The 17,260-nt window shown below is 37.0% G+C and carries 16 protein-coding genes; 15 read left to right on the plus strand and 1 reads right to left on the minus strand.

What is annotated here, in order from left to right; translation table 11 throughout:
• Window positions 1-5: 5 nt before the first annotated feature.
• The 5 genes from F1560_RS05770 to panD all read left to right on the plus strand — a co-directional run bounded on the left by F1560_RS05770 (window position 6) and on the right by panD (window position 4,670).
• A complete protein-coding gene (locus tag F1560_RS05770) occupies window positions 6-785 on the plus strand; it encodes a putative hydro-lyase (RefSeq protein ID WP_149473685.1) in 780 nt (259 codons plus the stop codon).
• A 194-nt stretch (window positions 786-979) separates the two neighbouring features.
• Window positions 980-2,398: a hypothetical protein gene (locus tag F1560_RS05775; RefSeq protein WP_149473686.1), complete on the plus strand. Its 1,419-nt coding sequence runs from the start codon at window positions 980-982 to the stop codon at window positions 2,396-2,398.
• Between the two features lie 158 nt (window positions 2,399-2,556).
• Window positions 2,557-3,387 carry a 3-methyl-2-oxobutanoate hydroxymethyltransferase gene (panB, locus tag F1560_RS05780; RefSeq protein ID WP_149473687.1) on the plus strand — a complete coding sequence of 277 codons (831 nt, stop codon included), beginning with the start codon at window positions 2,557-2,559 and terminating at the stop codon, window positions 3,385-3,387.
• A 12-nt stretch (window positions 3,388-3,399) separates the two neighbouring features.
• Window positions 3,400-4,269: a pantoate--beta-alanine ligase gene (gene panC, locus F1560_RS05785; protein ID WP_149473688.1), complete on the plus strand. Its 870-nt coding sequence runs from the start codon at window positions 3,400-3,402 to the stop codon at window positions 4,267-4,269.
• Window positions 4,270-4,280: 11 nt separating this feature from the next.
• Window positions 4,281-4,670, plus strand: a complete 390-nt coding sequence (gene panD / locus F1560_RS05790; RefSeq protein WP_149473689.1) for an aspartate 1-decarboxylase — start codon at window positions 4,281-4,283, stop codon at window positions 4,668-4,670.
• Between the two features lie 43 nt (window positions 4,671-4,713).
• On the opposite strand, the gene F1560_RS05795 is transcribed toward panD, so the two are convergent.
• Complete coding sequence (locus F1560_RS05795) at window positions 4,714-5,655, minus strand: ketopantoate reductase family protein (RefSeq protein ID WP_149473690.1); 942 nt, start codon at window positions 5,653-5,655, stop codon at window positions 4,714-4,716.
• Window positions 5,656-5,886: 231 nt separating this feature from the next.
• Between F1560_RS05795 and F1560_RS05800 the strand changes: the two genes are divergently transcribed.
• From F1560_RS05800 to F1560_RS05845, 10 genes are all read left to right on the plus strand, one after another.
• Window positions 5,887-6,540 (plus strand): GntR family transcriptional regulator, encoded by a 654-nt coding sequence (locus F1560_RS05800; protein WP_149473691.1) that lies wholly within the window; start codon window positions 5,887-5,889, stop codon window positions 6,538-6,540.
• A gap of 304 nt (window positions 6,541-6,844) precedes the next feature.
• On the plus strand, window positions 6,845-7,696 hold the full coding sequence (locus F1560_RS05805) for an HpcH/HpaI aldolase/citrate lyase family protein (RefSeq protein ID WP_149473692.1): 852 nt from the start codon (window positions 6,845-6,847) through the stop codon (window positions 7,694-7,696).
• A gap of 48 nt (window positions 7,697-7,744) precedes the next feature.
• Window positions 7,745-8,902 carry a CaiB/BaiF CoA transferase family protein gene (locus F1560_RS05810; protein ID WP_149473693.1) on the plus strand — a complete coding sequence of 386 codons (1,158 nt, stop codon included), beginning with the start codon at window positions 7,745-7,747 and terminating at the stop codon, window positions 8,900-8,902.
• Window positions 8,903-8,923: 21 nt separating this feature from the next.
• A complete protein-coding gene (locus F1560_RS05815) occupies window positions 8,924-9,457 on the plus strand; it encodes a MaoC family dehydratase (protein ID WP_149473694.1) in 534 nt (177 codons plus the stop codon).
• 130 nt (window positions 9,458-9,587) lie between these two features.
• Window positions 9,588-10,787: an acyl-CoA dehydrogenase family protein gene (locus F1560_RS05820; protein WP_245347665.1), complete on the plus strand. Its 1,200-nt coding sequence runs from the start codon at window positions 9,588-9,590 to the stop codon at window positions 10,785-10,787.
• 255 nt (window positions 10,788-11,042) lie between these two features.
• On the plus strand, window positions 11,043-12,641 hold the full coding sequence (locus tag F1560_RS05825; RefSeq protein WP_210095907.1) for an SLC13 family permease: 1,599 nt from the start codon (window positions 11,043-11,045) through the stop codon (window positions 12,639-12,641).
• Window positions 12,642-12,843: 202 nt separating this feature from the next.
• A complete protein-coding gene (locus F1560_RS05830) occupies window positions 12,844-14,223 on the plus strand; it encodes an MmgE/PrpD family protein (RefSeq protein ID WP_149473695.1) in 1,380 nt (459 codons plus the stop codon).
• Between the two features lie 216 nt (window positions 14,224-14,439).
• Window positions 14,440-14,721: a zinc-binding dehydrogenase gene (locus tag F1560_RS22395; RefSeq protein ID WP_420874425.1), complete on the plus strand. Its 282-nt coding sequence runs from the start codon at window positions 14,440-14,442 to the stop codon at window positions 14,719-14,721.
• Between the two features lie 110 nt (window positions 14,722-14,831).
• The gene (gene ahlS, locus F1560_RS05840; RefSeq protein ID WP_149473696.1) at window positions 14,832-15,665 is read left to right on the plus strand and encodes an AhlS family quorum-quenching N-acyl homoserine lactonase; all 834 of its coding nucleotides are present in this window, start codon (window positions 14,832-14,834) and stop codon (window positions 15,663-15,665) included.
• A 101-nt stretch (window positions 15,666-15,766) separates the two neighbouring features.
• On the plus strand, window positions 15,767-17,212 hold the full coding sequence (locus tag F1560_RS05845; RefSeq protein ID WP_149473697.1) for an aldehyde dehydrogenase family protein: 1,446 nt from the start codon (window positions 15,767-15,769) through the stop codon (window positions 17,210-17,212).
• The last annotated feature ends 48 nt before the right edge of the window (window positions 17,213-17,260 follow it).

The following is a 17,260-nucleotide window of genomic DNA, read 5'->3' on the forward strand; positions in this document are numbered from 1 at the left end:
CTCGTATGAATGAACAGGTAAGTGAAATTCGAAAGATGATTCGAACAGGAGAATGGGCGAAACCAACTACAGGACTTGCTCCAGGGTATACACAGGCAAATCTTGTGATTCTACCGCAAAAATATGCTTACGACTTTTTATTGTTCTGTATTCGAAACCCGAAAACCTGTCCGCTAATTGAAGTTACGGATGTAGGTTCGTCTATACCACAAAAGACTGCACCAAATGGAGATATTAAAACCGATCTTCCAAAATATCGTATCTATCGTGACGGAGAATTTGTAGAGGAAGTTACAGATATAACATCTTATTGGCAGGATGACTTTGTTTCATTCCTTATCGGCTGCAGTTTTACATTTGAAAAGCCGCTGCTCGAAAACGGAATTCCAATTCGATATATCGAAGAAGGTCGTAATGTTTCCATGTATAAAACGAATATAGCCTGTGAAGCAGCTGGTGTATTTCACGGTCCGGTGGTCGTTAGCATGCGACCGATGAAGCCTGCAGAAGCAATCCGGGCAACACAAATTACATCAAGGTTTCCTTCCGTTCATGGTGCACCAATTCATATTGGTGATCCGAATTTAATCGGAATTGATGACATTGATAACCCGGATTTTGGGGATGCTGTAACGATTCATGAAGATGAGGTTCCTGTATTTTGGGGATGCGGTGTTACTCCACAGGCGGCTGTTATGGCAAGCAAACCTGAATTGGTAATTACACATGCACCTGGACATATGTTTATAACAGATGTGAAAGATGAAGAACATGCAGTGATTTAGTTTGCGAATATAATTTTAAAGGGCATTTTCAAACAGCTTATCTCGGATAATTTACTATTCCAGATAAGCTGTTTTATTATACCTAAATTGGGTTTACCCTCAAAATAGAATGCATATCCACACTGTTAAGCTATGGACGAATTGAAAAAACTATGGAAGAATAAGGGTTAATATATTGTGTAGGAGATTTTACGATGAAAAATATGATTAACTGGTGTTTAACGCTTTCTATTATTACGTTTACAGTTTTGCATTTCGTTACATATTTTTATGAAAATGAATGGCTGTTAAGAATACTTTCCATTAGTGGAATGGGAATTTTTACATTCACGGTGGTCAGATACACACCACCAAAGATAAAAATGCCTTCTTCATTGTTTGTTATTGGCTTTATCATTTTATTATTCTCTGACACATCTTTAATAGAAGGGTTTTGGAATGGGTTTCTGCAAATGCGAAATATCATTGGGCTCCTTGTCATTGTGCCGATGATTAGCTGGGTGCTTCGTGAAGAGCCGTTTCTGGAAGCAATTATGGGATTTGGTCATCGCTTCTTGAATACGAGTCGCAAATTTTACTTTGGTATGATTTCATTTACACAAATAATTGCTTATTTTTTGCTGTTCGGATCGATTACGATGATGTACCAGTTTGTAAATATGATTTTAAAAGATGAAAAAGGAGAAGCGTGGGAGCATTTTAAAGGAACTGCTCTTTTACGTGGATTTTCGCTGTCTGTGCTTTGGGTTATTAGCATTCCTAGCTTTGCTTATGTTGTAGAGACGATGAATGCTTCATTAGGACTATCTATTGTTCAAGGGTTGATTATTTCGATAGGTGGAATTTTTGTTGCACTTCTATTTTCAAAATCGGAAGAAAAGAAGTATGGGGTAAATTTGACTGCTGGATTGAAAACGGAAATTGCAGAACTTCTAAGCCATACTTCAAATAAAAAGGTTATGCACCGCAATGTGAAAGAATTTATTGTCCTGTTTATTTCATTATTCGGTTCTATTTTCATATTGAATTTTCTCGTCACAATGGAATTACTTGTATTAATTCCATTGGTCGTTATGATTTGGATTATGGTTTATTACATGATTAAAGGTCGAATGAACAAATTGTTTGATTTAGCGAAAAGCTATGTGAAAACCGATATGGCTAAGCAATCCTATCAACTTTGTGTCATGCTTGGAGCTGGAATATTAATTTTCGCGCTTAATCAAACTGTATTTGCAAGCTACGTCGTGAACGGGATTTATTCCTTACAGGAAATAATACCATTTTTAAATGTATTGTATTTCCTGCCGATTATGGTAATCCTATTAGGGTTTGTCGCACTAGGCCCACTAACCGTGATGGTTTTGGTAGCTGGTATATTACAAAGCATTCACCTCCCGTATCCTCCAGAGTTAATCGTATTGGCAATTACGTTAGGCAGCTCTATTTCAATTTTGCTCTCGCCAGTGATTATGCCGATTATTATGCTAAGTGGGCAAAATGGATTAAGTGGCTTTAAGAATGGGATTCAATATAATTGGAAGTTTGCTGTTGTGATGTATGTGTTGGTGATGGGATATGTACAGGTAAGGGTTTATTTGGAGAGTTTTTAGTTTGTTAAGTTGGACCTACACACATGACCGCAGTAAAACATGGACGTTGAATGAGGTTCAATTTAAATAATTTCTCTACTATCTTCCATTACTTTATTGTATAATGATTTACAATTCGACAAATACCATTACTTTTATTGCAACGGGGGGCTTTTATTGTGCTAAATGTTATAGATCTTAGAAAGATGAAAGCGAATAAGGACAAGATTACAATGGTTACAGCTTATGATTATCCTTCTGCTAAACATGCAGAACAATCTGGTATAGATATGATTCTTGTTGGTGACTCTTTAGGGATGGTTGTACTTGGTTATGATTCAACGGTTCAGGTTAAAGTAGATGATATGATCCATCATGGGAAAGCTGTGAGGCGTGGTTCACCAAACACATTCACTGTAGTTGATATGCCTTTTATGTCCTATCATCTTTCTTTGGAAGACTCCTTACGCAATGCAGCTAGAATTTTTCAAGAAACAAATGCTCAAGCAATAAAAGTAGAAGGGGCATCGGATGAGATCCTGATTTTAATCCAACGATTATCGGAAGCTGGAATACCAGTTGTAGCTCATTTAGGTTTGACTCCACAGTCTGTCAATGTACTTGGTGGATTCAAAGTTCAAGGGAAGGACAAAGCTCAAGCAAAACAACTATTAGCTGATGCGAAAAAAGTGACGGAGCACGGAGCAGTTGCCCTTGTCTTGGAGTGTATTCCTAAAGAATTAGCTGAAATAATTACAGATTCCATTGAAATCCCAACTGTTGGGATTGGAGCGGGAGTGAATTGTGACGGTCAAGTTCTTGTTTATCATGATATTATGAAATATGGTGTCGACCGATTACCTAAATTTGTTAACCCTTATAGTGATTTTAATACAATTGGAAGAGAAGCAGTATCGGCCTATATTTCGGATGTAAAACAGGAAAGATTCCCTGCAGATGAACATTCTTTTTTTATAAAAGATGAGCGTATACTACCTGAGAAAGAATAAGGTGAGAAGTCAATGGAAGTAATTCGTACCATACAAGAGATGAAACAATTATGTAAAAAATATAAAGAGAAGCAGCTAGGTTTTGTTGCAACAATGGGATTTCTCCATGATGGACATCTTAGTTTAATGAGAGAAGCAAAACAAGAAAATGATATCGTAGTTTCTAGTATCTTTGTTAATCCATTGCAATTTGGACCTAATGACGATTATGAAACTTATCCTAGAGACGAAGACAGAGATACACTTCTTGCTGAACAAGCAGGAGTCGATATTTTGTTTATCCCGACACCTACTGAAATGTATCCTAACCCAATGATGATACAAATGGGAATAGAAAAACGGACGGATGTGCTATGTGGTCGCTCTCGTCCGGGACATTTTAACGGGGTTCTTACAGTACTAACAAAATTATTCCATATTATTTCTCCCGATAAAGTATATTTTGGCTTGAAAGATGCACAACAAGTAGCAGTAGTTGATGCGCTCATAGCAGATTTAAATTTTCCAACTGAGTTAGTTGGTATGCCAACAGTCAGAGAAGCGGATGGACTAGCGAAAAGCAGCCGTAATGTTAACTTAAAGGAAAGTGAAAGAAAAGAAGCCCTTTGGATTTACAAATCCTTACAAAAAGGATATCAATTAATTCAAAACGGGGAAAAAGATCCGAAAAAAGTAATCGATGAAGTTATAAAGACACTGGAAAGTAATGTCTCTGGAAAAATTGATTATGTGGAATTGTTAAGCTACCCTTCATTGGAAAAAGTTTCAACCATTAACCAACCCGTGATTCTTGCAACTGCAGTTTATTATGAACAGGCGAGACTAATCGATAATCTGCTCCTTAACGAAAATGGAGAACGGATTGATCGTTATATTAACTAGGAGGAAAGAGTATGTTTCGTACGATGATGAAAAGTAAAATTCACCGTGCACGGGTGACCGAAGCCGATTTGAATTATATAGGTAGTGTTACCATTGATCAAGATATATTAGATCAAGTAAATATTCTGCCTCATGAAAAAGTACAGATAGTCAATAACAATAATGGAGCACGTCTTGAAACTTATGTAATTCCTGGTGATCGAGGATCAGGTGTTATTTGTCTTAATGGAGCTGCAGCTAGGCTTGTTCAAAAAGACGACATCGTTATTATTGTTTCTTATGCACTTGTTTCCGAAGATGAGCTAGATTCCCATCAACCAATCGTTGCTATTATGAATGAAAATAATGAAGTAATAGAGCTTTTGGAAGAGGAACCGCCATTGACGAAGTTAGAAATCTAATAAAAAACAGTCTAAATCTTAGAATTAGACTGTTTTTTATTGCTTAACGAACAATTTTCGAATAACTATTTTCAATGACTTTTACGAGATTCAGGATCATATCATTATAGGGAGTTGGTATACCATAGCGCTGTCCTTCTTTTGCAATCGCTCCATTAATTGCCTCTATTTCTGTTTTCCTTTGATTAAGGATATCCGATAACATCGAAGATATATTCATACTAATTTCTGTTTCTCCAATTCGAATACATTCTGTAACGGGATCCGAATATAGTAGGGGGATTCTCTTTACCTTTGCAATTTGAACTGCTTCATCAACTAGTTTTTCTAAGAGGATTTTTCCTTCATCGGTGAGGATCGTATCACCATTTCTTAGTCTAGTAACTGCTGTCAATCCGTTATAAGCTATATTTACCAGTAATTTACTCCAAATAATTGCCTCAACATTTGCTGATACTTCTGTTTTTAAGCCACTCTTAGAAAAAATCGTTGCAATCTTATAAAGTAAATCATTGTGTTTATCGAGTTGATCGGAACCAATGAACGTTGTTCCCCAAGCACGATGCAAGATGACACCAGCTTTATCTATACTTGCACCCGCCCATGTTCCCCCTACAAAGACTTCATTTTCAGATGTGAGTTTATGGATCGTTTCCTTATTTCCAATCCCATTTTGCAACGTAAGAATTGGTGCATTACTATGAATAGATGGTAGTAAATTTTTCAGTACAATTTCAGTTGCAAAAGTTTTAATTAAAACGAGTATGAGATCATATTCTCTCGTTAATTCATTAGGGTTAGTAATAATAGGAAACTTGATGTTAGAAGAATTTCCATCTATATCAACTATCGTTAATCCATCTTTCTGTATTGCTTTTACATGATCATTAAGTCGATTGAATATTGTTACATCTACCCCGTTTTGTTTGAGTTTTCCCGCAAATAAACTCCCCATGGCACCTGAGCCAACAATTAATATTCTCATTTTGAATTAGCTCCTTTATAGGACAAGGTTCGTCCCATTTTAGCTTTATTTTATCATGATTTGAAGTGGATTTAGATAGTGGCTCACCATTTCTTCTCATAAATTGTACGGGTCAGTTTGCTAATTTGAGCCGGCGCAATTTTAGTTGAAAAGAAAAAACTTTAATTTAAACGCTTTCTCCGCTATAATATTGTGTACAATATCCGGACTTTTAGATTGGGGAAAAACCTTATGACTGACAAGATAAATTTAAGAATTGGCGATAGAGAAATGTTGCATAATCGTGTGTGTAGCGTATTAAGACAAGCAATTTTGAAAGGAGATTTTAAACCTGGCGAAAGGCTAGTTCAAACAGAGCTGGCTGATCAAATTGGAGTAAGTCGCATGCCAATAAGAGAAGCATTGCGAACACTAGAATTAGAGGGACTTATTTTAATGGAGCCGCATAAAGGGGCAGTCGTTCGCGAGATAAAAAAAGAAGATATTCAGGAAATATATGAACTTCGCTCCATGTTAGAAGCGTTAGCATTAAAAAAAAGTATGAAGCATTTTTCAAAAGAGGATGTGGATGCTTTATCAGCATATCATCAATCCATGCTACAAACTGTATCAAATGAAGCGTATGTAGAATATAATGCGAAATTCCATGATGTGTTAGTAAGTCGTTGTAAGAGCTCTCGTTTATTAAGTTTTATTGAAACGGTTTCCCATGGGTTTGCACTGGATACTCCGCAAATAATACCAGGTCAAATTCAGAAATCAAATAAAGAGCATGCTGCTATTTTAGAGGCAATTGTAGAAGGTGATGCTGACAAGGCTGCAGAATTTCTTACACAGCATATCCAACGAACAGGTGAAGAATTGCTTACTACTTTAGAAAAATAAAGTAAGGTATGCCCCCCATTATCTAGTTGGGGGGTTATTTAGTATACGAATAATTAGTTTTATGACGTAGGTTACAATATACCTTTAACAAACCATCACATACTAAAGTAAAAATTCTAAAAAATGTGTTTACAAATTCAGAATGTTATACTATTATTAAAATTGTATCCAATATCCAATATTCAAAATTATAATAGAAAGCGTTTACGATGGAGGTTAGAAAAAGAAGTGATCGCACCTATTGAGGATTTACTATGAATTGTACTTCTTATAAGAAAAGAGTTAAGAACGGAGGGGAGCTTCGATGTATAGATCATGGTTGTTTGTACCTGGTAACCAGGAAAAATATTTATATAAAGCAAAAGAATTGTCGGCAGATGTGATCATCTATGATTTGGAAGACGCTGTGCCGATTGAGCGTAAAAAGTCTTCTAGAATAAAAGTTAATAAGGCAATAAATGAAACTAGAGGGCAAGTGAGTTTTGTAAGGGTAAATGCTCCTGCGACACCATATTTTATAGATGATTTAAATGGAATTATAGGAGAGAATCTTTCAGGAATCGTATTACCTAAGGTCAACCAGACGGATGACATTGTGATTGCAGATTACTTGCTTGGACAACTGGAAAGAAAACACAACCTAGCAAAAGGCACCTTTTCTATTATTCCACTTATCGAAACAGCCCTTGGGGTTTATAATGTCCATGAAATTGCTCAGGCAAGTGAACGAATTTTGTGTCTTTGTTTTGGAGCAGAAGATTTCATGCTCGATTTAAATATTGAACAAAATGGACAGCAACCTGAATTAACGTATGCTCGTTCTAAATTGGTGATTGCTTCCAGACTAGCTGGAAAGGAAGCACCAATTGATTCTGTTTACACAAATTTTCAAGATGTTAAAGGATTAGAAGAGGAAGCCCAAGTTGCAAAACAGTCGGGGTTTCAGGGTAAACTTGTTATTCATCCGAATCAAATTGAGGTTGTGAATGAGGTTTTTTACCCAACTACAGCACAAATTGAAGAAGCCCAAAAAATTGTAGCATTGTATAACCGGTCTTTAGAAAGAGGGGAAGGCGCTATTCAGTTTGGTGGAAAAATGATCGATGTTCCTGTTGCTGAACGAGCGAGAAAAATACTTTCCTACGTGGAATTCTAACATCGTAGTATTACTGATTGACATGTAATAAATTGGAGGAGGAACACAATGTTACCTTTAGAAGGGATTACTGTTATTGCATTGGAACAAGCAATTGCGGCTCCATTTGCCACCCGCCAATTAGCAGATTTAGGAGCGAGGGTGATTAAAGTAGAAAGGCCAGCAGTTGGAGATTTTGCCAGAAGTTATGATTCTACTGTTAATGGGATGTCCAGTCATTTTGTATGGTGCAACCGTTCAAAGGAGTCGATTGAACTCGATTTGAAGTCTGATGAAGGGAAAGAAGCACTAAGCCGTTTGCTTGAAAAAGCAGACGTACTCATACAGAATCTTGCACCAGGTGCGTTAGAACGAATGGGGTTTGAGCCTGAAGAATTGTTAGAAAAATACCCAAAGCTGATTGTTTGTAGTGTGTCAGGGTATGGAAAAAATGGTCCCTATGAACAAAAGAAAGCCTATGATTTATTAGTTCAGTGTGAAGCTGGTCTCGTGTCGATTACCGGAAGTGAAGAAACACCATCAAAAGCTGGTATTTCGATTGCAGATATTGCTGCTGGAATGTATGCGTATACAGGGGTTTTGACAGCTTTATTAAATCGTACAAAGACTGGAGAAGGAACGGTTATCGAAGTATCAATGCTCGAAGCACTAGGGGAATGGATGGGCTATCCTGCCTATTATGCTGCATACGGAGGAAATGAGCCAAAGCGTTCTGGTGCTAGTCACGCTACGATTTATCCGTACGGACCATTTCATTGTGGCGATAGTAAAACAGTGTTTATTGGGCTTCAAAATGAAAGAGAGTGGAAGCATTTTTGTGAGCTTGTTCTTAAAAATAACGCTCTTACAGAAGATCCAAGATTTGTAACGAATTCAAAAAGGTCTGCAAATAAAAAGGAGCTGAAAGCGATTATTGAGACTGCATTTGAAGAGCTTACCTCCGAGCAAGTAATCGAAAGGTTGGAAAAAGCTAAAATCGCAAATGCACGTTTAAATACTATGAAGGATTTCTTTAATCATCCCCAGCTAGCAGCACGAAAGCGTTGGGAGCACGTAGAAACACCAAACGGAGAGATTAGCGCACTTAAGCCACCTGCTACGATCTCAGGAATAGATACGATGATGAATCCAGTGCCAGCACTTGGTGAGCATACAAACAAAATTTTAGAGGAAATCGGGTTAGCACAAGAAGAGCTTCGAAATTAAAAGGATATGGAGGAGAAAAAAATGGGATTAAAAGAAGGTTGGAATGGGCGATTTTATGAGGATTTTGAGATTGGTGATATTTATCAGCACCCATTGGGCAGAACCGTAACGAAAACAGATAACATTTATATGACCCTACTAACACAGAACACAAACCCAATTCATTTCGATGACTATTACTCAGAGCAAACGGAATTCGGTAAGCCTTTGGTAGATTCTACATTTACATTAGCTCTAGTAACCGGACAGTCGGTTACTGATCTTTCGCAGAATGCGATGGCAAATCTAGGTTGGGATGAAATTCGTCTTCCAAATCCTGTATTCGAGGGAGATGTCATCTATTCTTATTCAGAGGTACTTGAGAAAAGGGAATCGAAATCTAGACCAAATGTTGGCATCGTCAAAGTAAAAACGAGTGGCTATAATCAAAGAGCGGAAATTGTGATTACTTATAAACGTACGTTTATGATTTACAAGAAAGAACACGCACCAATGAAGGATAATAAATTATTAGAAAAAGTGCTGGAACAGGAAAAAGGTGTAACAAACAAGTAAGTTTTTAAAAAAATATGAAGGCTGCGGGAGATGGCATGGGATATTAAAAGTACACTGCATTTGGGCAGGATGTAGTGAACAATGGTAGCATACTTCCGTTATTTTATAAAAATAAAAGGGGTTGAACAATATGGTTAACATGAAAGAAACAGACGCGCCAATTCGATTGAATGAAGAAGAAAGAAAGAAGCTTAGGGTGGAAGTTCGAGAACTATGTCAATCCTTTGGTAATGAGTATTGGAGGAAATTAGACGTACCGCGCGAATATCCTTATGAATTTGTTGAAGCACTAACAAAAGCTGGTTACTTATCTGTATTAATTCCTCAAGAATATGGCGGAAAAGGTTATGGTATAGCAGAAGCGACAATTATTTTAGAAGAAATCCACCGGGCAGGGGGGCATGCAGCTGCTTGTCATGCACAGATGTATACGATGGGAGCCCTCTTACGACATGGTAGCACAGAACAAAAGGAGAAATATTTACCAGGTATTGCTAAAGGAGAAATCCGTTTACAAGCTTTTTCTATAACAGAACCGGAAGCAGGATCTAACACAACCGGAATTCAAACATTCGCAGAAAAAACAAAAGATGGTTATATCATTAATGGACATAAAAACTGGACGAGTCGAATTTTACAGTCTGATTTATTACTATTACTAGCTAGAACAACACCATTAGAGCAAGTGGAGAAAAAGTCAAAAGGCATTAGTCTCTTCTTAGTTGACTTGCGTGAAATAAGAAAGAGCCAACCAGAAGCACTTGTTGTTGAACCTGTTCGGACAATGTTCAATTATGCAACGAATAAAGTGTGGTATAAGGATATGGTAATCCCTCACAATAGTATCATCGGAGAAGAAGGAAAAGGTTTTAAATACGTGCTAGATGGTATGAATGCAGAGAGAATACTGCTTGCTGCTGAAACAATTGGAGACGGTTACTTTTTTATTGATAAAGCTGTTAAATATGCTAGTGAACGAGAAGTTTTTAATCGTAAAATTGGCCAAAATCAAGGAGTCCAATTTCCAATTGCGCGAGCATATGCATCGATAAAGGCTGCTGATCTATTACGATATGAAGCGGCTGCAAAGTTTGATGCAGGCGATTCTTGCGGAGAAGAGGCGAATATGGCAAAGCTTTTATCGAGTGAGGCGAGCTGGGAGGCAGCAAATATTTGTCTTAACACATTTGGTGGAAATGGATTTGTAGATGAATATGATGTGGAGCGGAAATTTAGGGAAACACGAATGTACCAGGTTGCACCAGTGAACAACAATATGATTTTGGCTTATATTGGTCAGCATGTGCTTGGGATGCCGCGGTCTTATTAAAATAGATAATTTCATATGTATAACGGACAACAATGAAATAAACCTGTGAATAATTTTAATTATTCACAGGTTTAAATACAAAGCCGTTTTGACAGCGGATATGTAGTCAAATTCACCTAACTCATAACGATAAATTTATAATGATTAAACCTTCAACAATTGAAATTAACATATCTAATTGTTGTTAAGTGGCAAATAAAGTAAGCGCTTTCTATTGGTGTTAATCTAATCCTAAATGTTGAAAGGAAGGGAAAAATGATTCGTTTTATTGGAAACTTAATGAAAAGCGTAAGTGTAGAACGTTCATCATCTGCAGCTCCTAACATCATAATGAAAGAGCAAAAAATACAAAAGCCTACAACGAATCAATCTCCAGCACCGAAAAAAACATATCCTGCAAGTAAAATAGTTGGTCTTTTATTAGGTCCAGCACTATTTATATTGATTATGTTGTTCTTCTCACCACCTGGTTTATCCTATGAAGGAAAATCTGTCATTGCTGTAACGTTATGGGTTGCTACATGGTGGATATCGGAAGCAATCCCGATTCCTGTCACATCACTTCTGCCCATACTGTTGTTGCCGATGACTGGTACTGTAACCTCAAATCAAGTCACTTCCTCCTATGGGAATGACATTATATTTTTATTTTTAGGAGGATTTTTTCTTGCTGCTGCTTTAGAAAAATGGAATCTTCATAAGCGGTTAGCTCTTCTGATATTAACGGTGATGGGTACAAAAACAAATAATTTATTATTTGGATTTATGTTTGCCACAGCCTTCTTGTCCATGTGGATTTCAGCAACAGCGACAGCGATGATGATGATGCCAATGGGATTAGCTTTGGTAGCACAATTAAAAAACGTTAATTCAGTAGATCACGAGAAGTCAGATATTCGCAAATTTGAAAAATCATTATTATTCAGTATTTGCTATGCAGCTACAGTTGGTGGAATGGCAACGATTGTTGGGAACCCACCGAACATGGTACTTGTGGCTCAAATGCAACAATTTTTCAATATCGATATAAACTTTGGGGTTTGGATGATATTTGCAATGCCAATCGTGATTCTAATAATGTTTTTTTCGTGGTTGTATTTAAGCCGCTTTGCATTTCCTCTCCAAATTAAATCCATTCCCGGTGGTAAAGATTTAATTATACAGGAGAAACAACAGCTTGGAAAAAGTGGAAGAGAAGAGAAAATTGTAATCGCTATCTTTTTATTCACCGCATTTATGTGGATTACAAGAGGCTTTATCTGGAATAATTACTTTCCATTTTTAACGGATGGTATGATTGCTATTCTTGCAACCGTGCTTCTTTTTCTTATTCCAGCTTCTAAAGAAAAAGGGAGACGAATTTTGGAATGGGATGATTCCAAAAGCATTTCCTGGGGCGTTTTATTGTTATTTGGTGGGGGACTGGCAATTGCGTCCGGATTCCAAGAATCCGGATTATCGGAGTGGATTGGTTCTAGCTTTTTAATGATGGATGACATGCCGTTGTGGGTGATGATTACGATTTCCATTTTCTTTGTTTTATTATTAACGGAAATAACGTCGAATACTGCTACTGCCACTATACTTTTACCAATCATGGCATCTGCTTCAATCGCATTAGATTTTCACCCATTTGCTTTGATGATTTCCTGTGTTTTTGCAGCCAATGCGGCTTTCATGCTTCCAGTTGCAACACCTCCTAATGCCATTATATTTTCAACTGGTAAAATTACCATTTTGGATATGGTAAAAGTCGGGTTTGCTATGAATATCTTTACTGCAGTCATTATAATAATTGCAACCTTATACTGGCTTCCGGTTGTTTGGAATATCGATTTGACAATTATTCCTTAAAGGGTTGAAGCCTCAAAATATATTTAAAAGTAAAATTATTTACAAAATAAAGAATACAAGCTACAATATATTGTATCCAATTTTACAATATCCAAAAATAAATTTTTGAACTACAATTGAAGGCGCACTATTTATGTGTTTATTTCAAATCTAAATCAGTGTCTAAGTGAAGTGTTACGAAACCTAAATTGGAGGTAAGCTTGTGGAACTAAGTAAAATAATTGCAAATTATGTAAAGGTCACTAGTTATGACAGATTACCAGAGGAGGTTGTGGATTTTACAAAACAATGTATTTTAGATTACTTTGGCTCGGCTATTGCTGGTTCAGAGGAAGAACCGATACGGATCATTGATGCCTACGTATCTGAAATGGGAGGATCACAGCAAGCTACATTAATAACTGGTGGTAAAACATCTGTTACTCAAGCAGCCTTTGTAAATGGAGCTTCAAGTCATATTGTAGAGTTAGATGACATTCATAAAGCATCCATTATTCATGCGGCTACTGTTGTGATTCCAGCAGCTTTTGCAATAGCTGAATGGAAACATCTATCAGGGAAGGCATTAATAACTGCTATCGCAATTGGCTATGAAGTATGCTATCGAATTGGTGAAGCTGTTACACCATCGCATTATTACTATTGGCATAATACCGCAACCTGTGGAAATTTTGGCGCAGCAGCGGCTGTAGCGAAATTACTGGATTTAAATGAAGAACAAATAATACATGCTTTAGGTAGTGCTGGTACACAGGCTGCGGGACTATGGGAATTTATTGAAGATGGAGCAATGTCTAAGCAATTACACCCAGGAAAAGCAGCAATGAACGGAGTAATTAGTTCACTTCTAGCAGAAAAAGGCTTTACAGGGGCACGGAAAATTCTCGAAGGTAATCGTGGCTTTTTTAATGCGATGAGTGAAAACTATGACGAATCATTGATAACAAAAGGACTTGGAGAACAATTTAAAATTATGGAAAATGGATTTAAAATTCATGCATCCTGCCGTCACACACATCATGCGATGGATTTAATGATAAATTTGAAAAAGAAAAAAGCGATAGAAGTTGAATCCATCCAAAAGGTAGTCGTTAAAACCTATCAGGTTGCTCTTAATATAACAGATAATAATAACCCAATAACTGAATATGCGGCTAAATTTAGTATACAATTTTGTACAGCTCTAGCACTCGTTAAAGGAGAAGGTGGACTTAATGCTTTTAATGAAAAGACGTTATGGGATCAGAATGTTCGAAGTGTAATGGAGAAAGTAGAGGTACAAGTTGATCCAACGATTGACAAGAATTATCCTGAAAAATGGGGAGCAATAATCGAAGTCATTTTAAAAACTGGTGAAAAGATTACAATGGAAACAGATTTCCCGAAAGGTGATCCGGAAAACCCTGTAACAAGAGAAAATCTAATTGCTAAATTTTTAGAGCTGTCTAAGGGGTTGCCAACAGTGGAAAGTGAATCAATCGTTAATCTGGTAATGACATTGGAAACGCGTGAATCTGTCGATGATATTATGAAGTTTTTTCAGGAAATGCCATTACTAGAAAAAAGTAATTATTTAAGTTAGTGGAAGAGATTGAAAAAAATCGACTTTTTAATACTTGTTGATAAAAATAATGCCACATAATATGAATGAACAGTAAACTGATGAATTGTTTACTGTATTCCATTTAATGTAAGCGCTATAATTTAGGGGATGATGAATATTAACACACAATTTAGATGAGGAGTTATTATCACAAGTTTATTTTGAATTAGATAAGTCATGTATTACTTTTAATCAATCTATTGTTATTCAAGAGCAGGAGGACTTGGTTTAAATGCTACAGCTCTAGCAAAAGAAGGAGGCACAACAGTTATTGTTATAGACGGAGTAGAAGATCGACTGCAACAAGCAAAGAAATTTGAGGCGAATTATACTATTAATCTTAATGACTATGAAACGTTGGAAGACCGTACAAAAGCTATCTATGATTTAACGGATGGAGTTGATGCGGAATTTACATTGGATAACATAAAACCAGCATTAGACAGATCTTTGGCAAGAGAAGTAACAAGGGGATAATTGTTATGGAGGGAGGTGTGACGATTAATAGGATTTAATTTTGTAATTCTAACTCCAACAGTTGGTGAAATTTAGGTGTTTAGTCAAAATATAATAAATGGAGGGAAAAAATGAACAAACCGAAGTTATATGTATTGGACACAGGAACGATGAAAATGGACAAAAACTATATGATAGCGATGCATAATCCAGCGAGTGTGGACAATCCCAATCCCCCTGCAGAGTTTGTTGAGTTCCCAGTATATGCTGTGTTAATTGATCATCCTGAAGGCAAAATTCTTTTTGATACTGGCTGTAACCCAGAAGGAATGGGTGAAGAAGGTCGCTGGCCAGAAGGGATTCAAAAGATGTTTCCTTCGTTTCAGGATGAGTCCTGTTACTTGATTAATCGGTTAGAACAATTAAACACAAGACCGGAAGATATTAAGTATGTAGTTGCTTCTCACCTACACTTAGATCATGCTGGATGTTTAGAATTATTCACGAATGCGACTATTATCGTTCACGATACAGAGCTCACTAACACGATGAAGCAGTATGCGATGACTAAAGATATGGGGGCCTATATTTGGGCAGATGTCAATGCATGGATTACAAATGATTTAACATGGAAAACAGTTATGCCGCATGAGGATGAATTAGAGCTTGCAAAAGGGGTGAAAATCCTTAATTTTGGTCCTGGTCATGCTTGGGGTTTACTAGGATTGCACATTGAATTGCCAGGTGAGGGAGGGATTATTTTAGCATCTGATGCTGTATACACATCAGAAAGCTATGGTCCACCAGTGAAAATGCCAGGAATTATCTATGATTCTCTTGGATATTTAAACGCAGTGGAAAAGATTAAGAAATATGCAGAAAGAACCAATTCACAAGTCTGGTTTGGACATGACTCGGAGCAATTCAGAAGGTTTATTAAATCAACAGAAGGTTTTTATGAGTAACGCGAAAGATTAACAGATTAGTCTCGTGACATCTAGAATAGAATTGTCATGAGACTTGTTTTCTAAAGTTTAGAATGACAAAAAACGGAGGTTGGATCGACATGATTGATGTCAATGCTCATTACTTTGGTTCCATAATTAATGGAGTGGAAAGAAAGGGAGAAAGAAAACGTTTAGAGGTAATTAATCCATATAACAATGAAATTATTGGAAAAATAGCATGTGCAAATTTAGAGGACGTTTATGATGCAGTTGATACTGCTCAATATGTTTTCCAGAATACGATGAAGACAATGCCTGCACATAAGCGCTCAAATATTTTGCGGAAAACTGCTGATCGATTAGAAGAACAATCAGAATCTTTTTCCCGAGTGTTAACATTGGAGGCTGGTAAACCAATTCGTGAAAGCAGGGTTGAAGTCGCTCGTGCTGTTCAAGTTTTAAGGTTTGCATCAGAAGGAGCAAAGTCGATTTATGGCGAACAAATTCCTATGGACAGTGCAGTCGGTGGTGAAAATCAAGTTGGTATATCCAAGCGGGTTCCTTTGGGTGTAGTAACGGCTATTACACCATTTAATTTTCCATTAAATCTTGTGCTTCATAAAGTTGCTCCAGCAATAGCAGTTGGAAATACAATCGTTTTGAAGCCTGCAGAAAAAACACCATTATCTTCTGTACTGCTTTATAAAATATTTGAAGAAGCGGGACTTCCAGATGGAGTATTAAATATAGTTATGGGATCAGGTCAGGAGCTTGTAGAGCCACTGGTGACGCATCCACTCGTTAAAAAAGTTACTTTTACTGGAAGCGGTGCGGTAGGGTGGAAAATAAATGAAATGGCAATGCGGAAAAAAGTAACACTTGAATTAGGGTCAAATGCACCAAACATTATTTTTGAAGATGGAGATTTGGATGGTGCTGTTCGCTCAATTGTAATGGGAGGTTATACATATGCAGGCCAGGCATGTGTTTCCGCCCAACGAATTTATGTCCATGAAAGCATATATGATTCATTTACTGAGAAACTTGTTGCTGAGGTAGAATCTTTAAAAATAGGAGACCCACTTGAAGAATCAACTGAAATGGGTCCAATGATTACAGAGGAAGCAGCTAAACGGGCTCAGTCTTGGGTTAAAGAGGCTGCTGATCAAGGTGCAGAATTATTGACTGGAGGCAAAAGAGACGGAGCAATATTAGAGCCAACAGTAATAGGAAATGTGTTACCTGAAATGAAGGTTGTTTGCGCAGAAGTATTTGCACCGATTGTCAGTGTAATGTCATTTTCATCAGAAGCGGAAGTAATTGCACATGCTAATGATACTGATTATGGATTACATGCAGGTGTTTTTACGTCGGATATTAATCGGGCGATGCGTGTAGCAGATGCTATCGAAACTGGTGGTGTTTGGATTAATGAAGTGTCTGTTCGACGTTATGATCATATTCCTTACGGGGGCGTGAAGAATAGTGGTGTCGGAAAAGAAGGGGTTAAATATGCAATGGAAGATATGATGGACACAAAATTTATTGGAATCAAACTCTATTAAGATTTTGCAGGAAATAGATATCCAAATTTATATGAGGAGTGGGTAAGT

It is taken from the genome of Oceanobacillus polygoni, from assembly GCF_008304605.1.
Taxonomy (GTDB): Bacteria; Bacillota; Bacilli; order Bacillales; family Amphibacillaceae; genus Oceanobacillus; species Oceanobacillus polygoni.

Excerpts from the sequence above, each read along its gene's own strand:
- F1560_RS05770 (WP_149473685.1), top strand. The coding sequence starts at position 6 with ATGAATGAACAGGTAAGTGAAATTCGAAAGATGATTCGAACAGGAGAA.
- F1560_RS05775 (WP_149473686.1), top strand. The coding sequence starts at position 980 with ATGAAAAATATGATTAACTGGTGTTTAACGCTTTCTATTATTACGTTT.
- panC (WP_149473688.1), top strand. The coding sequence starts at position 3,400 with ATGGAAGTAATTCGTACCATACAAGAGATGAAACAATTATGTAAAAAA.
- panD (WP_149473689.1), top strand. The coding sequence starts at position 4,281 with ATGTTTCGTACGATGATGAAAAGTAAAATTCACCGTGCACGGGTGACC.
- F1560_RS05795 (WP_149473690.1), bottom strand. The coding sequence starts at position 5,655 with ATGAGAATATTAATTGTTGGCTCAGGTGCCATGGGGAGTTTATTTGCG.
- F1560_RS05800 (WP_149473691.1), top strand. The coding sequence starts at position 5,887 with ATGACTGACAAGATAAATTTAAGAATTGGCGATAGAGAAATGTTGCAT.
- F1560_RS05805 (WP_149473692.1), top strand. The coding sequence starts at position 6,845 with ATGTATAGATCATGGTTGTTTGTACCTGGTAACCAGGAAAAATATTTA.
- F1560_RS05810 (WP_149473693.1), top strand. The coding sequence starts at position 7,745 with ATGTTACCTTTAGAAGGGATTACTGTTATTGCATTGGAACAAGCAATT.
- F1560_RS05815 (WP_149473694.1), top strand. The coding sequence starts at position 8,924 with ATGGGATTAAAAGAAGGTTGGAATGGGCGATTTTATGAGGATTTTGAG.
- F1560_RS05820 (WP_245347665.1), top strand. The coding sequence starts at position 9,588 with ATGGTTAACATGAAAGAAACAGACGCGCCAATTCGATTGAATGAAGAA.
- F1560_RS05825 (WP_210095907.1), top strand. The coding sequence starts at position 11,043 with ATGATTCGTTTTATTGGAAACTTAATGAAAAGCGTAAGTGTAGAACGT.
- ahlS (WP_149473696.1), top strand. The coding sequence starts at position 14,832 with ATGAACAAACCGAAGTTATATGTATTGGACACAGGAACGATGAAAATG.
- F1560_RS05845 (WP_149473697.1), top strand. The coding sequence starts at position 15,767 with ATGATTGATGTCAATGCTCATTACTTTGGTTCCATAATTAATGGAGTG.